Source organism: Coleofasciculus sp. FACHB-542 (assembly GCF_014695825.1).
GTDB lineage: Bacteria > Cyanobacteriota > Cyanobacteriia > Cyanobacteriales > FACHB-T130 > FACHB-T130.
On the sequence record NZ_JACJPB010000036.1, the window covers coordinates 115540 to 133478 of the forward strand.

Below are 17939 nucleotides of genomic sequence, written 5' to 3' on the forward strand. Positions count from 1 at the left end.
GGATACCCCATTACTCATTACCCATTATTAATATCTGACCGCTCAACCCCCTCAATTTCCAAAATCAAATCGGCACCATAGACTTTAGACGGCGTCTGGAAACCAACACTCACCTGTCCGGCAAGCACCTTGGTAACAATTGCCAGCGCTGTCATTGCCGTGAGCGTATAGCCTTCGGGGCATTGCAGTCGGGATACCTTAGTTGCGCCATCATCTGACACCTCTCCCCACAATCTAGTTTTCCCCTGTTGCCTCTGTGCATCGGTTGGTCCTGGTGGTTGAGCTTGGATTAGACGTTTCTGTAAGCTTTGTATGGGTGGTGCCCCCAATAACCAACCCAAATATCTACTTGCGACTAGCGCCCAGTAAGTGGAGGGAGGGGTTGCCATATAAACTTCAATATTGGGAATCCCTGTGCTGTAGAAAGCGGTAGACACATCTCCCCAAGGAAGTGTGGTTCCTAAAACAGGGCCTTCTCCAAAGTCGATGGTTCTAGTTTTCCAGGCGGTTGGAACCGGAGTCAGAACGCCACCCCGCCGCACTAAGCCTCCTTGCTTCTGAGCTTCCACGATTGTTGTGGCAGTTCCCCGCGATGTCTGACCGGCGGTGAAAGCCAGCGCCAGACTTGTTGCTGAAGGCAGCTGTCTCTTGAGATGAGCCGCGAGACAGTCAGAAGGAACGACATCAAAACCGACGCCGGGAAGCAGCATTACGCCTGCTTTTGTTGCCTCAGCATCTTTGGCAGCGATCGCCTCGAATACTGCGACTTCTCCGGTAATATCCAGATAATGCGTTTTTGTCCGCAGGCACCCTTCAACCATTGGCTTAGAGGTGCGGGAGAATGGCCCTGCACAGTGGAGTACGGCTGTAACATCCTGGAGTGCCGCATCCACGGCGGATTCATTTTCTAAGCTAAAGGCGCGGTGTTCTAAACCAAGCGATGTCGCTAACGGCTGCAACTTTTCGGAATTGCGTCCTGCCAGAATCGGGCGTAACCCTTGCCGCACTGCCAATCGCGCAATCAGGGTTCCGGTATAGCCATTCGCACCGTATAACAAAAAGTTTGAGGACATTAGTACAGAAGTTACGACACAGCAGAGATAGAAAGCGATCGCTCTTTTTATCCCGCTTTGTCAATTGAGGGTATAACAGTCGAGCGACTGCATACTTACTATTGTCCGCTTGGGAGTGTTTTCTTCAATACGGCAAAAGGTACAGGTAAGATGACAGAATGTTTGCTTGGCTTTGCTTCCCACCCTAGGATAGCTATGGCACTGATTCAATCGTCTCGCCCCTGAAACTATGTTGGCTGCAATTTTATTTGACTTGGACGGGACTCTGGTAAATACTGACCGAATCCATTACAAATCTTGGCAGGATATTTTAAAACAATACGATATTGATATTGACGAAAATTTTTACCAAAACCGGATTAGCGGACGCCTTAATCCAGTTATTATCCAAGATATTCTCCCTCAGTTATCCTTATCAGAAGGCGAACAACTCGCTGAAGCGAAAGAAGCTTATTTCCGAGAATTATCACCAGAACTTAAACCCCTGGCTGGACTTTCTAAAATTTTGGCATGGACAGAAGAATTAAAGTTGCAACGAGCAGTTGTCACAAATGCACCGCGTAAAAATGTCTACTTCATGCTAGAAGCTTTGGGTTTGACAGATGCCTTCGCCACCGTTGTTTTAGCGGAAGATGCGATCGCAGGCAAGCCCGATCCGGCTCCATATCAACTGGCGTTGGATTATTTTGGTATTAAAGCGGAACAAGCGATCGCTTTTGAAGACTCTCCCTCCGGCATTCGTTCATCGGTAGGCGCAGGCATTGTGACAATTGGCATTGCCTCAACCTACGACCCCAAAGTTCTCTGCGACTGCGGAGCAATTTTTGCAGTGCCTGATTTCACCTCTCCGCAGTTGTGGACGTGGCTAGATTCTCCCGCAAAAAACGATCCCGATCCTAATTGAATTTATTAACGCTACACTCTCTTCGCTATAAAGCACTGAGGACGAGTAAGAAGAGATCTCTCCGATTTTATGAATGAATTAGGATTGCGATATTTATATTTCTGTGGATGTACAGTTTGATTTTTGTAGAGGTAGGTTTGATAGCCAGAGACCTAATTTATCCCTAAAATTGGGATAAAGCCGCCCTCCGCAACTTAGTCCTCTTCTGTCACTTTCCGAAGTAAGCAAGTAGTAAATAAGTAAAATTATCCAGAAGCATAGCAGGGTTTAAATTGATTCATTGCAGCAATTAAATGATTAAATCCTAGTAATAAATGTGAATCAGGGAAAATGTTTAGCCAGGGATAAATCATCCAAAATAGTAAGAGTAGTTGAATAATTAGACGCCAATTATTTATAGTATTCTTCCATCCGCATTCATGGTTCTATTGTTGATGATTTGAAAAATCAATAGAACTAGTTTCTTTTACCTCAGTCTCAATTTTACAAGATTGAGTTAAGCCTAAAAAGGCTGGAGAATTTAAACTAATCATTGTGTAAACACAAAAAATTAGTTCCCACCATCTCTCAACATGTTGGAAATTCGTGAAACGGTAATCTGTCCAGCCCAGTTCCTGCTTACACTGTCGAAAACCATATTCCACCCAAGTTCTTAATCCCTACAGGTTACCTAAAATTTTCTTCAGGTTCCCTTGCAGATTTATCATTATGAAAGAAGTAGAATTCTCCGGCATGGTTTCTGGGTCTGTAGTTATTTCCCAGTGAGTTATGGCTCTCTTTTTACCATAGATTATTTCTCTAATATATCTAATTTCTGATTTTTGATCGCTAGAGGTTCTTTCAAATCTACACCACTTGTTCGCCCTCACCCCCTGACCTACTGGTAGCCAAACTCCATGATTACTTCTTATTGCTACGACATAATCTAATTTGTATTCAGCGAGTTTTCTAATGAATTGACTACTTTCACCATATTAGCTATCAGCTAGTACTAATTCAATAATAAACCCTGATTCAATTAATTCAGTAATGATTTCTAATGCCAACTCTATTTTCGTTTTATATTTATCCTTTGGTTTTAGCGTCCCTTTTGGTTTGAATACTTTTACACTTAATGGAAAAGTTATATTAGAGTCAACTCCATAGGCATTGACGGAAACTATCCCATTCTCCACTTTCCCCACACTTCCTAAATATTGTCTTGCTACATAATCGGTCTTTTTCCCTTTCTTCCTATCTCCTGTTTCATCTATTACTACCGTAATCGCCTGCCCATTTAGTGCTTTCTTGAGTTTATTTAATCTTCGGTGTTTTAATTTATCTCCTGACCAATCTGAGTTGGCTAGAAAATGATGTAATGACTGGGCGGAGTTTATCCTTACGACTTTTGCTATCTCTGGTAATGATTTTCTTTTGATTGGTGACATTATTCCCAGATGTAAATATTTGAAGCACTCATAATTTCTTACTTCTTTAAATAGGTCTTTATACTCGGCACAATATTCATCTATAATGGCAACTGTTGGGTGAGCATCTCTTGCCAAATGTTTCAGGATTTGTAACTCTACATCCATTGCCCTACTTACCTTTCAGGGTTTTCTTTTTTTCTTCTTTTATTCAGAATACCCGGAAAGTGACAGAAGAGGGATAATCAATAATTTGTGGACTGGGAGTTTGGGCGTTGACATCGGCCTGAGACAAGTTAGGAATCGTCCAATTTGTCTCACCTGCTTTGAACACATGAGCAGGAACCACATTCAATTCAATTGCACCCGTTGCACGATTTGTTCTCACAATTGATTGAGTTCCGTCCACAAACTTGGCTGCAACGGGTTCGGTTAATGCTTGTGCTTGAGCATTGGGGCCGAGAACCACTTGAGTTCCCGCAGGTAGATAATATCCATCGCAATCCCAATCATCATCCGTTTCCTCACCCGCAGCCAGGTAATAGAGTTGTGTCGGAGACTTCTTCGGCTTGTTGGCATAGACAGCCACTGTGCCAGGGGTTTCGTTATGGCACTGCGCCCGCTTTCGAGCCGTTTCCATCACGTACTTCTGCTGTTGCAACTGGCTGAGCGTTTGCTGATAGGTTTCGGGCGTGTAACCCGCTTGATCTGGATTATCCTTAGCTTGTAGTAATTGATTGATGGCTTGCGTTACTTCCGCGTAATCCGTTCCTTTCGTGAAGTCTTTACCTGCCCATGAGGGAGGAGCAATCATGAGGTTGACCAGAAGCACGAGCGCGACGAGAGCAATTTTGATAAATTTCATGGAATTCTCCTTACTTTGAGATAACTGAACATTCCAACTAAAAATGTGATTCAAAAGTTGAAAACTATCTTAAGTCAGGTGTGCAAGAAAGAAATATCAGTTTAAAACCGCACACCGTTTGTCTACTTCAGAACTTTCAAAACTGGTGCTTGGGCTTGTAGCGTTTGATTAATTGTGGTTCCTAGTTTTAACAGGTAAAGACCACTAATTACGAGCGTCAGTACTGCCAATCCTGGATTTTCTAAAGTGCCGCTATCAAATAGAATTAACATCCCTAAACTAATCAGAACAAAAGGGACTAGATGGTTGCCGTAACGAGTCAAATTATCTGCAATCGCAGGAATTTGGGTTAATTTGTAAGAGGCAAGACACCACACACCCACCAGTGAGAAAAATACTCCTAGAATGATGACTAGATTTTCCCAGGTGCAGCTTGCAAACAGCGGCATATAGATTCCAATGTTATCGCCGCCATTCGCAAAAGTTACCGCTGCTACGCTATACGCCTGGGGTGAGATGAAACTGCTAAACCAGGCTGGTTGAGCTGGCGTTTCGTCTGAGTCAGCATCATCTTCTGTATTAGAATTCACTAAGCGGCTGATGCCGATCGCAATCGGAACCAATCCTAACATTCCAATACAGGGACGCGGCAACAACAAACTGCCAAAGAAACTGGGAAGGCTGGCGAGAACGAGGGCGGCAAAGCCAAGATACTGTCCGGCAATGATGTGGCGTTTGCGAAAGAGGGTATTAACCTGGGAAAAGAACAGCATCAGAATCAAAATGTCATCCAGGTTAGTTGCTGTGAAGGCGGTAAAGCCGGTTGAAATTGCCGCGAAAAGTCCGTTCATGTTCAGTTCATGCTCCAAATTCTGTTGTGTCTATCCGAACTTTTGGCGCGACGCTGTAGCAATCCTGTTGGGATTGTGAGAGATGCTTTGAAGAGAATACGTCTCACAACGAAGCTCAAAACCTACGGATGACGAAAGGATTAATAAATAAGCCACGAGAATCGTAAAGGCATCATTTTTAGCATTTCTAGCTAGTCGTTGACCGTTAGTTCGAGCTAAATTATTGAAAATGTTTAGGAAGCCTGTTTTCTGGAGTGGCTATTGAGAACAGCCACCGTTGCAATCTTGTTGGAGTGATGCTCCAACTCATTCAAGTCTTGAGCCGGTACGAACACAACCTTGACTTCGCTCGCTGCTTGGTGTTGTTGCTTGATTAATACAGTTAGCTCGTCTAGTTTTTTGGCATAGTCAGCATCCAGCTTTTCGTGGATCAGTTCGAGGTTTTGAGCGGCTTGTAACGTGATCTGGTAGTTGTGATTCGCACTTTCCCGATCTTCTTCTGATTGGCGGTTCTGGCTCATCAAGACGACAGGAGCGGTATAAGCAGAGGCAAAGGAGAACACCAGGTTCAACATCATGAAGGGAGACTCATCCCAGTGAGGCAGTCCCGGTATCAGGTTGCAACCTACCCATCCAGCAAGAACGGTTGATTGTCCAATCAGAAACGCCCAAGAACCTACTTTAGTTGCCATTTTGTCTGCCACCTTTTGCCCAAACGTTAAGGGCTTCTTCACAGGTGGTTGAATCTTTGAAAATTGTGGTTGTTTCAGAACGACAGGGGCTTGTTGCGATTCGTTGATAGTGGGTTGACTGGATTGAGTGGAGTTCATGCTGTTACCTCTTGCAACTTCAAATTCGTTTAATGCTTTGATGAGTGCGCTTAGGGGTTTTTTGTATTTGTGCTGCACTTGCTATAGTTTCACTGTATGGCGCTTAAAGTATAAGAGCAAATACTCTTTCTTGTTGAATTAATAAATTGAAGTGATTGACTTAGGCTAAGCGTTATGAATTCGACTTTTCCAACCCTGGTTGTTACCCAGAACAGCGTTGGTGCAAATTGCGGGTAATTTCAGTAATGCCAGTTGCTCAATCAATTGAGTTTATCGATTCAACAAAAAAGAGTGTTTGCTTTTATAAATTGTGATTACGTAGGATGAATTTATGCTTCTGCAATAGATTCTTGCCAAACCGGATCGCCAGTCTGGATAGCCAGTCTGGACAAAAGACACAAGAACATTGAGAAAGCCTTTCTGGTTGTCACAAGAGAAAAACATGAAGAATCTTTTCAAAATTGCGCTCGCCCTAGTGATATTTGTGGTGAACCTAGCGATCGCCCAACCCTCTCTGGCAGATCGACCCAAGGTATCCAAAAATCCTGACTATATTCAGGTGACAAAAACGCTAAACGGTTTATCAGCACTCCAGGAAAGCCAGGATGTACCTCCAGAAGTGCAACAGCGAATTGACGAATTGACCTTGCAAAAAGCCGCAATCGAGTCGGGTGTCACCTGGGGACAATGCAGCAATCAAACTGGGAACACAATCGGCATCTTTGGCCCCGCCTCTGAAGAATCGAAGACTGGCGATAACAGTCTCTACTTCCTAGCAGACGGTGAGACAACGCCTGAAGGCTGGGATTGCCAGGGAGTTTATCTACCGAGTGGCATTAACGTTGCAGGCATTGAGTCAACACCTGCCACTTATACAATTCTGGATGGTACCCGTTTAATCGCCCGCCGAAATCCTGATACCTCTGCGCTTGAGTTTAACGTTCCACCACTCAAGTCTTCCCAGGAGAATAAGCTGGCGGTTCCTAACGTATCGCAGGAATTTATTGAATCTCGCATTCCTAGTACGTTCACAGCCGTAGAAATTGACGATTAATGAGATGCGTACAAGTGGGTTGACGCAATGATTTAACAAATTGGCTTGCAAGCTCATTGAGTCAACTCACCGTACAAAGAAGGGAAAGTTATTGTTACTCACTCATTAGCATTTTGGAATATGGATTCTTTAATTGGGTCAGTAGATTCGCAGATTGTGTTAGTAGTTGCAGCGATCGCCGTGTCCCTCTTGCTGGTTACGCTGCTGATTAGAATCTTAAAAGCTGGTTTCGGGTTGATTTTGACGATTTTGGTGCTGGTGGTGGGATTGCAGTACGTTTTTGGCATTACCCCCGGACAGTTGTGGGGTGAGATCGGGAATTTGCCCCAAGATGCGATCCAACTGGTGAAAAACCTCGATTGGAATTCTCTGATATCAAGCTTTAATAGCTGAAGGCAGCATTCAATCACTTCTAATTATTCATCTGACAAGAAAGTTTATTTGTTTTTATGAGGCAATCCTCATAAAGTGAAATTAACTTATTCGCCGTAAATCCCCCACGAAGTTGGAAGCGCCACCATACCGCTTGCGGTTGGTGGTGGGTAGTTCACGCATTAAAGGCTCGTGATATTGACGAAGATACCTATGAACCGTCCGATCGCTGGGTAATGCTCTTCAGTTTGGCTGTCTTACTCTTGGGTACAGGTATCATCTACTACGTTTTTACGGCTCCTGTGAAACTGATAGCCGGTGCTATGTTTGAGTAATGTCTTGCTACGGCAATGATTCGCCAAGCGGATAGGAGAGGATGTCCTTTTCGAGTGTCTCTTCAGATTACTAAGCTGTTGTGCATTTAGACTGCGATCAAAGAGCGTCCGGGACGCAGTACCTTGAGACTTAGAAAGCGCCGCCAATCATATCCGGTCATGCAGCAACCTGATTGTTTACTACGTCAACAGATTAGGAACGTTTGTTCAATGGAATCTTACACGGCTTAAGGCGAGTGCCATTTAAGCTAGGGATGATAGTTAGCGATCGCGCTTAACAAAGTATCATTCACCATTGACTAATGATTAATAACTGGCTGCTGCTTTTAGTGTGGATAGGAGTTGGGACTGGCTTGCGCTTGCTGAATTTGGCTGGCAAGTCGCCTTGGACGGATGAATTTTCGACGCTGGTTTTCAGCCTGGGCAATAGTTTTCGCGGCGTTCCCCTAGATCGAGCGATCGCACTCGATACTCTTCTGCAACCTTTGCAAGCAAACCCAGCAGCCGGAATCAACGATGTCATTCATCACTTAGTCACTGAAAGCAACCATCCCCCTCTCTACTTTGTGCTAACTCACCTGTGGTTGAAACTATTTCCGCCGGATGGGGGATTGGTTTCGCTGTGGGGGGCGCGATCGCTTGCTGCCCTTTTCGGTATCGTCTCTATCCCTGCGATGTACGCATTTGGCTGGTTTGCGTTTCGTTCTCGGTTAGTAGGGCACCTGGCGGCGGCGATGATGGCGGTTTCGCCCTACGGCATCTTTCTAGCGCAGGAAGCCCGTCATTACACTTTGGCAATTTTGTGGGCGATCGCTTCCCTTTCCTGTCTGGTGGTTTCCGCACGACACCTGCAACGTCAGGCATCTCTGCCCATTTGGCTGGTACTGCTCTGGGTAGGGATTAATACATTAGGAATTTCCAGTCACTATTTTTTCGTTCTAACTTTGGGTGCCCAAGCGCTGGCGTTGATTGTCCTTCTGTGGCAACAAAGACGGACTCAGAAGAATAATTTTAAATTTCCCACTGTCAAGTCCTCAATCCCATTGCTGGCGGTTGCGGCTGGGACGCTGGCGGGGGGATTAGTGTGGGTGCCAGTATTTTTACAGAATAGTTATGGGGGCAAGCTAACCGAATGGATTCAAGGCGATCGCGTCGGTTTTGCTTGGCTTAGCCCTATATTTCAAGCGATCGCGGCTTGGATTACGATGATCGTCCTACTTCCGGTAGAGTCACCCGATTTAGTCGTGGTGATTCTTTCTGGGGCTGTGATGATTGTTTTCTTTCTTTGGGCGCTACCCATCCTCTATCGAAGCTTGAAATTTCAGCGGCAAGAGGCGGGTTTGACAACCCAACTCTTTGAGGGTTTTATTTGGAGTGCGATCGCGCTATTTTTTGTCTTTACCTACATCCTCGGAATTGATTTAACTCGCGGGGCAAGGTATAACTTCGTCTATTTTCCCGCTGTAATTGTTATCGTAGGAGCCAGTCTTGCCGACTGCTGGAACGCTGTAAAGGCTGAAGAAACTGCTTTAAAACAGTCAAGTCCAGTCAGCACCAATCCCGGCTCAAAAGCCAAAGGTAAAATAAACCCTTTTATTAAAATATCTGGTCAAAAAGCTGTGGCGCTCATTTGGCTTATGGGACTTTTGAGCGGGCTAACAGTCGCCTGCAATTTGGGTTATCAGAAATACTATCGCCCCGATCTCTTAGTGCCACCGATTATAGAGTTACAAGATTCCCCATCTTCATCTGTGCAAGTGCCAATTCTAATTGCCACAACTCACAAAACCCATGTACAAAATGGGGAAATGATGGGAATCGCGTGGGAACTCAAACAGCAAGCGGTACAGCCAAGGGAAATCCAATTTCTCCTAGCGCATCAAGACCAAAATCCTCAAACTTCAACAGCGGCGCTGCAAAAAACTTTGGCGACTTTACCGCGCCCTCTAGATGTTTTGCTGGTAAATTTCCACGCACCCATAGAGTTAGATAAATGTGTTACGAATGCCAATTTCCCTTCAGTGGATGGCTACGAAACCAAACTTTATTACTGTCGAGATCGCTAAAGCTTAACTGCTTTTTTTGACGCTTTCTGGAACGCTCAGCGATGACAAACCCGCGATCGCTCTTAAATTTTGAGAGCGAATTAACTCTGTAAAATTTAAACTAGAGCGACCTTCGATTTTACCGACGGCTTCAATTGCGGATAACAATTGCTGGGCAGCTTCAGCTTCCGTGTAGCCCCGCCGAATTGCTACCTTAATTGCCGATTCATCCGCATCCAGTTCAGACTGAGAACTGCGAGTATTTCGCCAAATCTGAGTCGCTGCCAATCCGCTCAATCCGCTAGCCACGACAACACCTACGGCATCTCCTTGGACAAGCTGCACGATTGCTCCAATTGCCCCAGCCGCCACCACACCTTGATAAAGGTCGGGTTTAAACCACTTGATCCCAGTCAGCCAAGCAACTGTGCGTAAAATCAGCAAATCTCGCTGCGGCTGAGACAAGCGACGCCATAAATCAAAATTGATATAAATCGGTCGATCTTGTGCCCAAGGCAGCGGAAATGGGCTATTAATCACCTGCGGTTGCTCCGGTTTGCTAACCACTTTTGTCAGCATTCGACCAGATGCAGGCATGACATCTAATAAGCGGCGAATTTCAGGCTCTGGATTCATCTTGGATGACTTGGGGCAACTATGGTAAAGACGCGATCGCTCCCCTCTACTCACTGAAAACTATTCTAAGGAATGTGGATGAAATAACTGGTAAAAGTAGGGATATGCCCCTACCCAGGTAGTTGAAATAAATCCACAATCCTCAGTTTTAGGGGGAGGGAGACGGAACGGCTGAAGCCGTAGGCTTGGGTTTAGGAGCTTGCTGAGTGGGCGGAGTGGTAGTTCTAGGCGTCGCCTTGGGTGTTGTTGTCGCTCTGGGTGTCGCCGGAGGTTTTGTGGCGGGGGCTTGCAGCCGAGTTGCGGGTGAGGGCGCTAGGGCTGGGCTAACAGGTGTTGACGTTGGTTCGGGTGAAATCGTTGTAGCCGGTAAGGGCGTTATCGCTGGGTTAACGGGTGTTGACGTTGGTACAGGGGAAACTGTCGTACCGGGAGCAGGAGACACCGTTGGGCTAGCAGCAGGAGCGGTGATGGAAGCAGGAGCGCCTTGTACACCCAAAATGCTGGGATCTCCAGTGTCAAATATGCCAGCTAGACAGGCAATCATCATTGTCGCCAGCGTGCCAGCAAATAGTGCTTTCCAACCGAGTTCGGAGATATCTTTGCGGCGCGAGGGAATTAGGGCAATGGTGCCACCGACAAAAATTCCCACCGAAGCCAGATGGGCAAATCCGGAGAGGGCATAACTGACGATTAACACCGTGCGATCGCTTACAGTTCCGGCTTGAGCGGCTTCTGCTAACGCTTGATAGGGAGGAATTGCGGTTTCGAGGAGTCGTCGCCCAATAATCACAGACGCCGTCCAAGATTCGCTAAAAGGGACGCCGGTTAAGATTGTTAGGGGATAAAACAAGACTCCTTGAATATTTGCCAAAGTGACAACTTTGAATAAGTCACCCACTGCTCCGGGTAAACCGCCCAACCAACCAAAAAATTGATTCACTAAAGAAACTAGACCCAAGATTAAGATCAGCACAGCAGCGATCGCGACTGCCATCTTCACCCCATCTAAAGAGCCGACAATCGCCGCATCTAAGGGGCTAACTCGCTCGATGGGTTCTCCAGCTACGGTTTCCTGTTTGTACGTCCCTTCCTTCTCGACTTCCTCAAACTCATTTTGCTCAAATTCCTTGGCTGTTTTCTCGCTAGGAATGCCGCCCAGCGTCAGAGGAGTTCCTGTTTCTGGCACTAAAATTTTTGAGATCACAAAACAGGCGGGGATAGCCATAATCGACGCCGATACTAAGTGTCCCAGAATGTTCGGAAAGACAGGTCTGAGGAAACTGACGTAAATAGCTAGGGTTGAGGAGGCAGCCGTACCAAAACAACACGCTAGAATCGCGCACAGTTCCGAACGGGTCATTTTTGGCAGATAAGGCTTAACGACAATCGCCGCCTCGATGCCCACAAAAATATTCGCGGCACCGCTGAGCGCTTCCGCCCCACTTAGGCGCATCGTCCAATAAAATAATTTGGCAAATAGCTCGGTGATGACTTGAATGACGCCGATGTTGTAGAGGAGCGCCATTAGTCCGGAGAAAAAGATTACTGTTGGTAAGGCGCGAAAAGCAAAAATATAGCCAAGATTGATTGGTGGATCTTGACCGGGGATGGGGACAATATTTCTCCCAAAGACAAACCGCGCCCCAGTGTCAGCAGCGACAAACACCGCGTCTAGTAAGGTCGTAAACCGCTCCAGTGCGATTCGCGTGGGGGGAAACTTGAACACCAAAAAAGCCAAGACTAATTGCAACCCGATGCCCCAGATAATGACGCGCCAAGGGATGATTCGCTTGTGTTCGGAAAAGAGCCATGCGATCGCGCATAAACCAAAAAGGCCGAAAAAGGAGATAAGGTTGAGATAAAAAGGATGAGACATGGGCTGAATCCTTATTTCTTGAGAGAGTGCTTCCCAGTTTGCCGTCCCCTACAAATCAGCGCGTTTTTCGGCTTTATCCCCGCCTGGAGAAGGATGACACGGGACACCCAAGACAATACCTGAAAATGAGGCGCTTCAGTACTACTACAGCTTTAAAATAAGCACAGAAGCCTGTATCTTATTCAAACTTAAGAATTCCTAAACACAAGGAAACAACTTAGCTAGAGCAGTCCCAGCTTGAAGAATGCTGCTCTTGGGCAGTTAATTACCCACAAATTCAATACATGGAAGCTTTTGACTCAGTTCCTCCCAAATGGATCGAATCTGCTACTCACGCCCGCGAGTTTTGCTGTCCTAACTGTCGGGCTTCCTCCAGGGAAGCGCAACAGGTTTGGCTCAATCGGCGATCGCCCGTAATGACAGAAGATTATCGCCGAAAATGGCAGGAGTTTTATCAGTGCCAGTGCGGTAGTGTCTGGTGGGCGTGGAGTAACGATCGCCCTCCCTCTGATTTATTAAAGCGTGAGCCTCCAACGATTGACGAGTGATGCTTTAGGAAGCAGAGGCGCGACTCCCTATGGGATAGCTACTCTACCCTTCGGGACCCCCTTCGAGGAACGAGAACGCTACGCGAACGTTTCACGCATTTCCTCTGGTTGAGCGTCTTAGCGAAGCGAAGCCGTTAGGCTGATCGCACGATTGTGTCAGCCGTAGACAAAAGAGCGATTGCGCTACCGCGCAGCCTTCGGATCGCATATCGGAAACTTAGAAATTACGTCTTTTACAAGGCGTTCACAACAACTGCCATGAATCTATCAATGTTTGCAAAAATAATCCTGCCTGCTGCTGTGTTAACGATTGCCTTTGCCTCTTTGAGCGGCAATAGCTTAGCCCAAAACGCCTCATTTCAAGTAGTAAGTGCTAGAGATGGAGATGATGTTACGGTAAACCAAGGCAGCAAACAGTTCAGAATTCGGCTAGCTTGTATTGATGCGCCTGAAAGAGAGCAGAAACCGTGGGGCGATCGATCGGCTAATCGCCTCAAGCAGCTTCTCGTCCCTGGTCAGAGTGTGCGGCTAAGGGTGGTGAATACAGACAAGTCTGGGCGAACTGTGGCGGAAGTTTACCGAGGCAATCAGTCGGTAAACCTTCAAATGGTGAAAGAAGGTCAAGCCGTTGTCTACCCGCAACATTTAAACAATTGCCCTGCTACCAAAAACCAATATCTGCAAGCACAGGCAGCAGCTAAAAAGCAACGTCTGGGTTTTTGGAATCAAGCTCAACCGATGATGCCGTGGGATTTCCGCCGCACTCAGGGCAGTCGGAGTTAGTAGAGCGGTAAGGAAGAGAACGAATATATTTTGAGTCTTAGCAAAAAGCGCTGGGTAAGCAAAGGCGATCGCATTCTCTTTTTGTCAGCGCGTTAGCGAAGCGAAGCCGTTAGGCTTATCGCTCCCCACCTCCGTCAAGCAAGCTTTAAGATGAAGAAGTATTAACAACGCGAATATCGCTTCATGGACTGGAAAGAAATATCCGGTAATTGGGTGTTAATTCCCCAACATCCTGTAGGAATTGTGCATTTTCTTGGGGGCGCATTTGTGGCGGCTGCACCCCACGTCACTTATCGCTGGTTATTAGAACAACTAGGGAATCAAGGGTATGCGGTGATTGCGACGCCGTTTGTGAATACGCTGGATCATAGCGCGATCGCAGGCAACGTTCTCCTGAGCTTCGATAGCGCCATCGAACAATTACGGGCAAAAGCGTTATTGCGGCGGCGATATCTCCCAATCTACGGACTTGGACACAGCATGGGTTGCAAACTGCATTTACTCATTGGTAGTCTTTTTTCAGTGGAACGTGCTGGGAATATCCTGATTTCCTTTAATAACTACACCGCAAGCGAAGCCATCCCATTTGTGCAGCAGTTTAATTTCAGCCCAGCTTTTAATGTCGAGTTTACACCTTCGCCGGTAGAAACTAACAAGTTGATCGCTGATAAATACAGTATTCCGCGAAATTTACTGATTAAATTTTCTAACGATACGCTTGACCAATCAACTGGCTTAACTGAGGTTTTGCAAAAGCGATTTTCGGGGATGGTAGCAATGCAAATGTTACCAGGAAGTCATATTACACCGCTTGGTCAAGATGTCAATTGGCAAGCGGGAAAGGACTTCACACCCTTTGATGCTGTTGGTCAATGGGTAAAGCAAGAAATTTTATACAAAGAGCTGAATTTGTTGAAAAGAGAAATTCTCCGCTGGTTACAGCCTTTCTCTCCTACTTAACAATTACTTGAATATTTAGATAGCAGCAATGGTGTAACTGCTGCGTGTAGGCTGAACAAGGCAAGAAAGAAAGCTCGTGTTATAGCAGTCCTAAAGGATTCCTAAAGGCAAGATCCCCGGCTTCGAGAGAGAATTAGGGTATCTGACACCGCTGGAATCTCATAACTCAAATAGGATTGCTATTAGAAAAGCACAATAATAGATTGTGCTTTTCTTGCTCAAGTGTCAACTACCTGCGAAAGTCCTACTAATTTTATTGTTTACTTCAACAACGCGGCGGCCCATCATCGTAGGAAATTAAATTATCTCCTGACTCAAGAATAAACTTAACTTGGTGGTCTGTAGCAACATGAAACCACCAACTGTGTTTAAGTTCCCCTCTTTTATACGGGCTGTCCCACTTACAAACAAATATTATGTTTTCCCCTCCCACAGGTAAGTGAACGGAGGAATTGCTTTTTTGGGAAAAGATTCTATTCTTTAATTTTTGAACTAGAGTGACCGAATCGTTTTGTTGTTTAGCAGCTTCGCCTTCAAAGGTAATCGTGAGTAGCCTTATCTTAGGGTAGCACTCAGTTGGAATGCAAACACCGCCTACATACTGTAAAGTTAAAATATTTTCCGAACCAGGGGAATCAGGCCATTCTTGAACACACCCATTCTGATTCTGATAAATTCGTGGTGGTGATGGTAGCAAATTAGCTACTTGTTTAGCTAATTTAATTGCTTCAGTAGGACTCAGTTCTGGCTGCATAAAAAAACTTGAGGAGGTAGAACTTAATCTACCTCCTCAGTGTCTACTTTTCCGAATGAATTACTTCATGTTGACGGGAACTTTCAAACCTTCCGCTGAGAGTCTGCCGTCTGGCTGAATGGATTCACCTTCGATGAAGGAACGCAACATCCAAGCCATTTGCTCATGTTGTTCCATCAAGCCGGTGAGGAAATCAGCGGTACCTTGATCGTGGAAGTTATCACCGCACTGATCGATGTGTTCGCGCAGGTTGCGGATAACCAGTTCGTGATCTGACACGAGGTTTTCTACCATGTGAAATGCGTTGGGAAGAGTACCCGGATCTTCTTTAATAGAAGCGTACTTCAGGAAGCCTTCCGCAGTTCCTACGGGATAACCACCCAAGGCGCGAACTCGCTCAGCGATCGCATCAATGCTTTCCGTCAACGCGGTGTAGTGTTCTTCCCATAGCTGGTGCAGGGAGCGGAACTGAGGGCCAACCACATCCCAGTGGTACTTTTTGGTTTTGATCAATAGCAGGTAGGCATCCGACAGATCTTTATTTAATAAATCCGTCACGCCTTGACGCTGCTCTTCTGTTAAACCTATGTTTAAAGGACGCATAATTGTTGTGTTCTCCAGCGATAATCACTCTTACTAGTGCAACAAATCTATACAGGGGATTCATCAGCCAAAGGGGAGATTAGTCGAGCGCTTGATATTGCGTGGGTTTGAACGTAGTCAGATGGGTAGGCTCAAGCTTTGGATATAGCACTGACTTTGACGCGGTGCAGCAGTTTCTCTCCTTGGCGGTAGCCGAGATTACTGACTTTCACAATTTCTCCAGGTTGAGCAGTTCCTTTAATGAGTTGATGGAACTGCGGATCGTAAGGGAGTTCTGCACCGACAGATGCGATCGCTTCCACTCCCCATTGAGAAAGCATCTGTTGCACAGGTCGGACTAATGGCAGCAATTTCACCGCTTCCATCTGGGGATTCTCTAAAGCTCTGGCGGCTGCGGTAGGCCAATACAACAAAAAAGATTCTAAAACTTGCAGACTCGACATCTGGAATTCCTGCATTAAAGTTTCTCGCTGCTGTTCTAAGAGCGATCGCAGCCGCTGATACTCTTGCTGTAAAGACGCCAACTCAGGCTCCCGATTTATCTGCTCTCCCAGCGCTGGCGGTTTCCTATCCCCAAAGGCGGTCAGTAACTCGCTTACTGACACTTTCAACGCTTGGGAGAGCTTGATCAGGGTTTCTACTCGCATCTGCGAAACTTGTCCTAGTCGCAGTCGCTTGACTTGTCGTTCCGAAACTCCAGCTTGCCGACTCAAAGCTTTATAACTAGAAATCCCCAGCAGTTGCATCCGTTGCTGCAACTGGCGGGCAAATTGCTGTACAGAATCTGGTTCGTTTACCACGTTTGCTTTTTCAGTTCGCCCCGCAGGTGCGTTTTAATTATTGAAAGCTCCTAGGGGCACACAACTCGCTGTGCGCCCCTACTGTCAGTAATTAATGTTTACTGGCAACTGCTTGTCTTGTGCCAACAGAGGTTAGCGTTCCAGTTTGCAGATGTGCTTCTAAGAACCACAACCGCTTATCGATCGCGCGAGACACTTCTGTGTAAAGGTCTGCGGTATCAGCATCGCCTAAATCGGCTGAAGCATCAATATTTTGGCGCAGCGACTTGGCATAAGGTGCAAAGCGTTCCGCCAAAGCGATAATGTGGTCTTTGCCGTCGATGATATCGATCGGATACTCTGGCAAAATAGAGGCAGCTACCGCCATCCGAGCCGTTCCCATTGCCAACCCTCCTAGAGCGGTGACTCTTTCGGCAAACAGATCGGTGAATTCTTCCAACTCAGTAGCAACCTCATCAAAAAGTTGGTGTAACTGGTAGAAGTCCATCCCTTTAACATTCCAGTGCGCTTGCTTTACCTGAGTTTTTAGGTCAAGGGTGGTTGCTACGGTTTGGTTCAGAAGCTCGATTACCTTAGAGCGAGTTTCTGCGGCGATGTCAATGCTAGTTGGGTAGAGACGTTGATGATGATTGATACTACTCATATGCCTTGATCCTTTTAGATGGAAGTGTATAGAAAAGCACAGACTTTTGTAGATTATCTTTGCACGCTTAGGACAAGATAAACTGCGATCGAGGATACTAATTCGCAGTACAGGCTGAATTTTGAGCTGGAAAGCTTGTTTTTGAATACTCAAGCTAAATGCATTCTCAGAACAGAGCGCGGTGCGCGGCGAATCCGGCAAGAAATTGTTTCTTGACCTAGGCGCTGACAAGCTTCAAATCGATGACAGCCGGAAAAACCATAGTATTCTCCATCTACTTCCAGCACGTCGATGGGTTCTTGCTGACCGATTTCTTGAATGGATTCCATCAAAGCCGCTACTTTGGCTTGGTCAGTTTGTCGCGGCAGAGGACGATGAATCTTTTGCAGGGGTATTTCTTGCACCCTTACCATAGGACGAGTAGCTGTCTCCATCTGTTGTTTCTTTCTAAATCATACTCGGAATGACTTCGACTTGACAACTGGATACTTTAAATTAAGCTGAAGATTGTCGTTCATCCCCGATCTATTCGTCCTGGCGTCTATCACAATAGATGGAACAACTAGGTGCGTAGGTTGAGACAAAATATAGAGTCAGCTTT

The 17939-nt window shown here is 46.1% G+C and carries 18 protein-coding genes and 1 pseudogene; 7 read left to right on the plus strand and 12 right to left on the minus strand.

Features of this window, described 5'->3' with window-relative positions; all coding sequences use genetic code 11:
- Positions 1-17: 17 nt before the first annotated feature.
- A complete protein-coding gene (locus H6F52_RS12495) occupies positions 18-1073 on the minus strand; it encodes a saccharopine dehydrogenase NADP-binding domain-containing protein (RefSeq protein ID WP_190535043.1) in 1056 nt (351 codons plus the stop codon).
- 229 nt (positions 1074-1302) lie between these two features.
- Between H6F52_RS12495 and H6F52_RS12500 the strand changes: the two genes are divergently transcribed.
- Positions 1303-1977 (plus strand): HAD-IA family hydrolase, encoded by a 675-nt coding sequence (locus H6F52_RS12500; RefSeq protein ID WP_190535046.1) that lies wholly within the window; start codon positions 1303-1305, stop codon positions 1975-1977.
- Between the two features lie 245 nt (positions 1978-2222).
- On the opposite strand, the pseudogene H6F52_RS12505 reads toward H6F52_RS12500, so the two are convergent.
- The 4 genes and pseudogenes from H6F52_RS12505 to H6F52_RS12520 form a co-directional block, all read right to left on the minus strand.
- Positions 2223-3551 (minus strand): annotated as a pseudogene (locus tag H6F52_RS12505) (IS701 family transposase).
- Positions 3552-3594: 43 nt separating this feature from the next.
- Entirely contained in the window at positions 3595-4248 is a 654-nt protein-coding gene (locus H6F52_RS12510) for a hypothetical protein (RefSeq protein WP_190535049.1), read from the minus strand.
- 122 nt (positions 4249-4370) lie between these two features.
- Positions 4371-5099, minus strand: coding sequence for a cadmium resistance transporter (locus tag H6F52_RS12515; protein WP_190535052.1), 729 nt, complete (start codon positions 5097-5099; stop codon positions 4371-4373).
- 233 nt (positions 5100-5332) lie between these two features.
- Positions 5333-5929 carry a DUF1003 domain-containing protein gene (locus H6F52_RS12520; RefSeq protein WP_190410446.1) on the minus strand — a complete coding sequence of 199 codons (597 nt, stop codon included), beginning with the start codon at positions 5927-5929 and terminating at the stop codon, positions 5333-5335.
- A gap of 442 nt (positions 5930-6371) precedes the next feature.
- Between H6F52_RS12520 and H6F52_RS12525 the strand changes: the two genes are divergently transcribed.
- The 3 genes from H6F52_RS12525 to H6F52_RS12535 all read left to right on the plus strand — a co-directional run bounded on the left by H6F52_RS12525 (position 6372) and on the right by H6F52_RS12535 (position 9756).
- Positions 6372-6983 (plus strand): hypothetical protein, encoded by a 612-nt coding sequence (locus H6F52_RS12525; protein ID WP_190535053.1) that lies wholly within the window; start codon positions 6372-6374, stop codon positions 6981-6983.
- Positions 6984-7103: 120 nt separating this feature from the next.
- A complete protein-coding gene (locus H6F52_RS12530) occupies positions 7104-7376 on the plus strand; it encodes a hypothetical protein (protein WP_190535056.1) in 273 nt (90 codons plus the stop codon).
- A 616-nt stretch (positions 7377-7992) separates the two neighbouring features.
- On the plus strand, positions 7993-9756 hold the full coding sequence (locus H6F52_RS12535) for a phospholipid carrier-dependent glycosyltransferase (protein WP_190535073.1): 1764 nt from the start codon (positions 7993-7995) through the stop codon (positions 9754-9756).
- A 3-nt stretch (positions 9757-9759) separates the two neighbouring features.
- On the opposite strand, the gene H6F52_RS12540 is transcribed toward H6F52_RS12535, so the two are convergent.
- Together H6F52_RS12540 and H6F52_RS12545 are read right to left on the minus strand one after the other, a co-directional pair.
- On the minus strand, positions 9760-10371 hold the full coding sequence (locus H6F52_RS12540; RefSeq protein ID WP_190535076.1) for a DUF3318 domain-containing protein: 612 nt from the start codon (positions 10369-10371) through the stop codon (positions 9760-9762).
- A 148-nt stretch (positions 10372-10519) separates the two neighbouring features.
- Complete coding sequence (locus tag H6F52_RS12545) at positions 10520-12247, minus strand: nucleoside transporter C-terminal domain-containing protein (protein WP_190535079.1); 1728 nt, start codon at positions 12245-12247, stop codon at positions 10520-10522.
- Between the two features lie 284 nt (positions 12248-12531).
- On the opposite strand from H6F52_RS12545, the gene H6F52_RS12550 reads away from it, so the two are divergent.
- From H6F52_RS12550 to H6F52_RS12560, 3 genes are all read left to right on the plus strand, one after another.
- Positions 12532-12795 carry a hypothetical protein gene (locus H6F52_RS12550; RefSeq protein WP_190431685.1) on the plus strand — a complete coding sequence of 88 codons (264 nt, stop codon included), beginning with the start codon at positions 12532-12534 and terminating at the stop codon, positions 12793-12795.
- Positions 12796-13065: 270 nt separating this feature from the next.
- On the plus strand, positions 13066-13578 hold the full coding sequence (locus tag H6F52_RS12555) for a thermonuclease family protein (protein WP_190535082.1): 513 nt from the start codon (positions 13066-13068) through the stop codon (positions 13576-13578).
- Positions 13579-13761: 183 nt separating this feature from the next.
- Positions 13762-14538 (plus strand): DUF1350 family protein, encoded by a 777-nt coding sequence (locus H6F52_RS12560; RefSeq protein WP_190428694.1) that lies wholly within the window; start codon positions 13762-13764, stop codon positions 14536-14538.
- 265 nt (positions 14539-14803) lie between these two features.
- Here H6F52_RS12560 and H6F52_RS12565 read toward each other — a convergent pair whose 3' ends face one another.
- The 5 genes from H6F52_RS12565 to H6F52_RS12585 form a co-directional block, all read right to left on the minus strand.
- Positions 14804-15292, minus strand: a complete 489-nt coding sequence (locus tag H6F52_RS12565; RefSeq protein ID WP_190535085.1) for a hypothetical protein — start codon at positions 15290-15292, stop codon at positions 14804-14806.
- Positions 15293-15352: 60 nt separating this feature from the next.
- On the minus strand, positions 15353-15895 hold the full coding sequence (locus H6F52_RS12570) for a Dps family protein (protein WP_190410457.1): 543 nt from the start codon (positions 15893-15895) through the stop codon (positions 15353-15355).
- Between the two features lie 131 nt (positions 15896-16026).
- The gene (gene grpE, locus H6F52_RS12575) at positions 16027-16641 is read right to left on the minus strand and encodes a nucleotide exchange factor GrpE (protein WP_190535315.1); all 615 of its coding nucleotides are present in this window, start codon (positions 16639-16641) and stop codon (positions 16027-16029) included.
- A 145-nt stretch (positions 16642-16786) separates the two neighbouring features.
- Positions 16787-17338, minus strand: a complete 552-nt coding sequence (dps, locus tag H6F52_RS12580; protein WP_190428693.1) for a DNA starvation/stationary phase protection protein Dps — start codon at positions 17336-17338, stop codon at positions 16787-16789.
- Positions 17339-17487: 149 nt separating this feature from the next.
- A complete protein-coding gene (locus H6F52_RS12585; protein ID WP_190410890.1) occupies positions 17488-17751 on the minus strand; it encodes a sulfiredoxin in 264 nt (87 codons plus the stop codon).
- Between the last annotated feature and the right edge of the window lie 188 nt (positions 17752-17939).

Excerpts from the sequence above, each read along its gene's own strand:
- H6F52_RS12495 (WP_190535043.1), bottom strand. The coding sequence starts at position 1,073 with ATGTCCTCAAACTTTTTGTTATACGGTGCGAATGGCTATACCGGAACC.
- H6F52_RS12500 (WP_190535046.1), top strand. The coding sequence starts at position 1,303 with ATGTTGGCTGCAATTTTATTTGACTTGGACGGGACTCTGGTAAATACT.
- H6F52_RS12510 (WP_190535049.1), bottom strand. The coding sequence starts at position 4,248 with ATGAAATTTATCAAAATTGCTCTCGTCGCGCTCGTGCTTCTGGTCAAC.
- H6F52_RS12515 (WP_190535052.1), bottom strand. The coding sequence starts at position 5,099 with ATGAACGGACTTTTCGCGGCAATTTCAACCGGCTTTACCGCCTTCACA.
- H6F52_RS12520 (WP_190410446.1), bottom strand. The coding sequence starts at position 5,929 with ATGAACTCCACTCAATCCAGTCAACCCACTATCAACGAATCGCAACAA.
- H6F52_RS12525 (WP_190535053.1), top strand. The coding sequence starts at position 6,372 with ATGAAGAATCTTTTCAAAATTGCGCTCGCCCTAGTGATATTTGTGGTG.
- H6F52_RS12530 (WP_190535056.1), top strand. The coding sequence starts at position 7,104 with ATGGATTCTTTAATTGGGTCAGTAGATTCGCAGATTGTGTTAGTAGTT.
- H6F52_RS12535 (WP_190535073.1), top strand. The coding sequence starts at position 7,993 with ATGATTAATAACTGGCTGCTGCTTTTAGTGTGGATAGGAGTTGGGACT.
- H6F52_RS12540 (WP_190535076.1), bottom strand. The coding sequence starts at position 10,371 with ATGAATCCAGAGCCTGAAATTCGCCGCTTATTAGATGTCATGCCTGCA.
- H6F52_RS12545 (WP_190535079.1), bottom strand. The coding sequence starts at position 12,247 with ATGTCTCATCCTTTTTATCTCAACCTTATCTCCTTTTTCGGCCTTTTT.
- H6F52_RS12550 (WP_190431685.1), top strand. The coding sequence starts at position 12,532 with ATGGAAGCTTTTGACTCAGTTCCTCCCAAATGGATCGAATCTGCTACT.
- H6F52_RS12555 (WP_190535082.1), top strand. The coding sequence starts at position 13,066 with ATGTTTGCAAAAATAATCCTGCCTGCTGCTGTGTTAACGATTGCCTTT.
- H6F52_RS12560 (WP_190428694.1), top strand. The coding sequence starts at position 13,762 with ATGGACTGGAAAGAAATATCCGGTAATTGGGTGTTAATTCCCCAACAT.
- H6F52_RS12565 (WP_190535085.1), bottom strand. The coding sequence starts at position 15,292 with ATGCAGCCAGAACTGAGTCCTACTGAAGCAATTAAATTAGCTAAACAA.
- H6F52_RS12570 (WP_190410457.1), bottom strand. The coding sequence starts at position 15,895 with ATGCGTCCTTTAAACATAGGTTTAACAGAAGAGCAGCGTCAAGGCGTG.
- grpE (WP_190535315.1), bottom strand. The coding sequence starts at position 16,641 with ATGCAACTGCTGGGGATTTCTAGTTATAAAGCTTTGAGTCGGCAAGCT.
- dps (WP_190428693.1), bottom strand. The coding sequence starts at position 17,338 with ATGAGTAGTATCAATCATCATCAACGTCTCTACCCAACTAGCATTGAC.
- H6F52_RS12585 (WP_190410890.1), bottom strand. The coding sequence starts at position 17,751 with ATGGTAAGGGTGCAAGAAATACCCCTGCAAAAGATTCATCGTCCTCTG.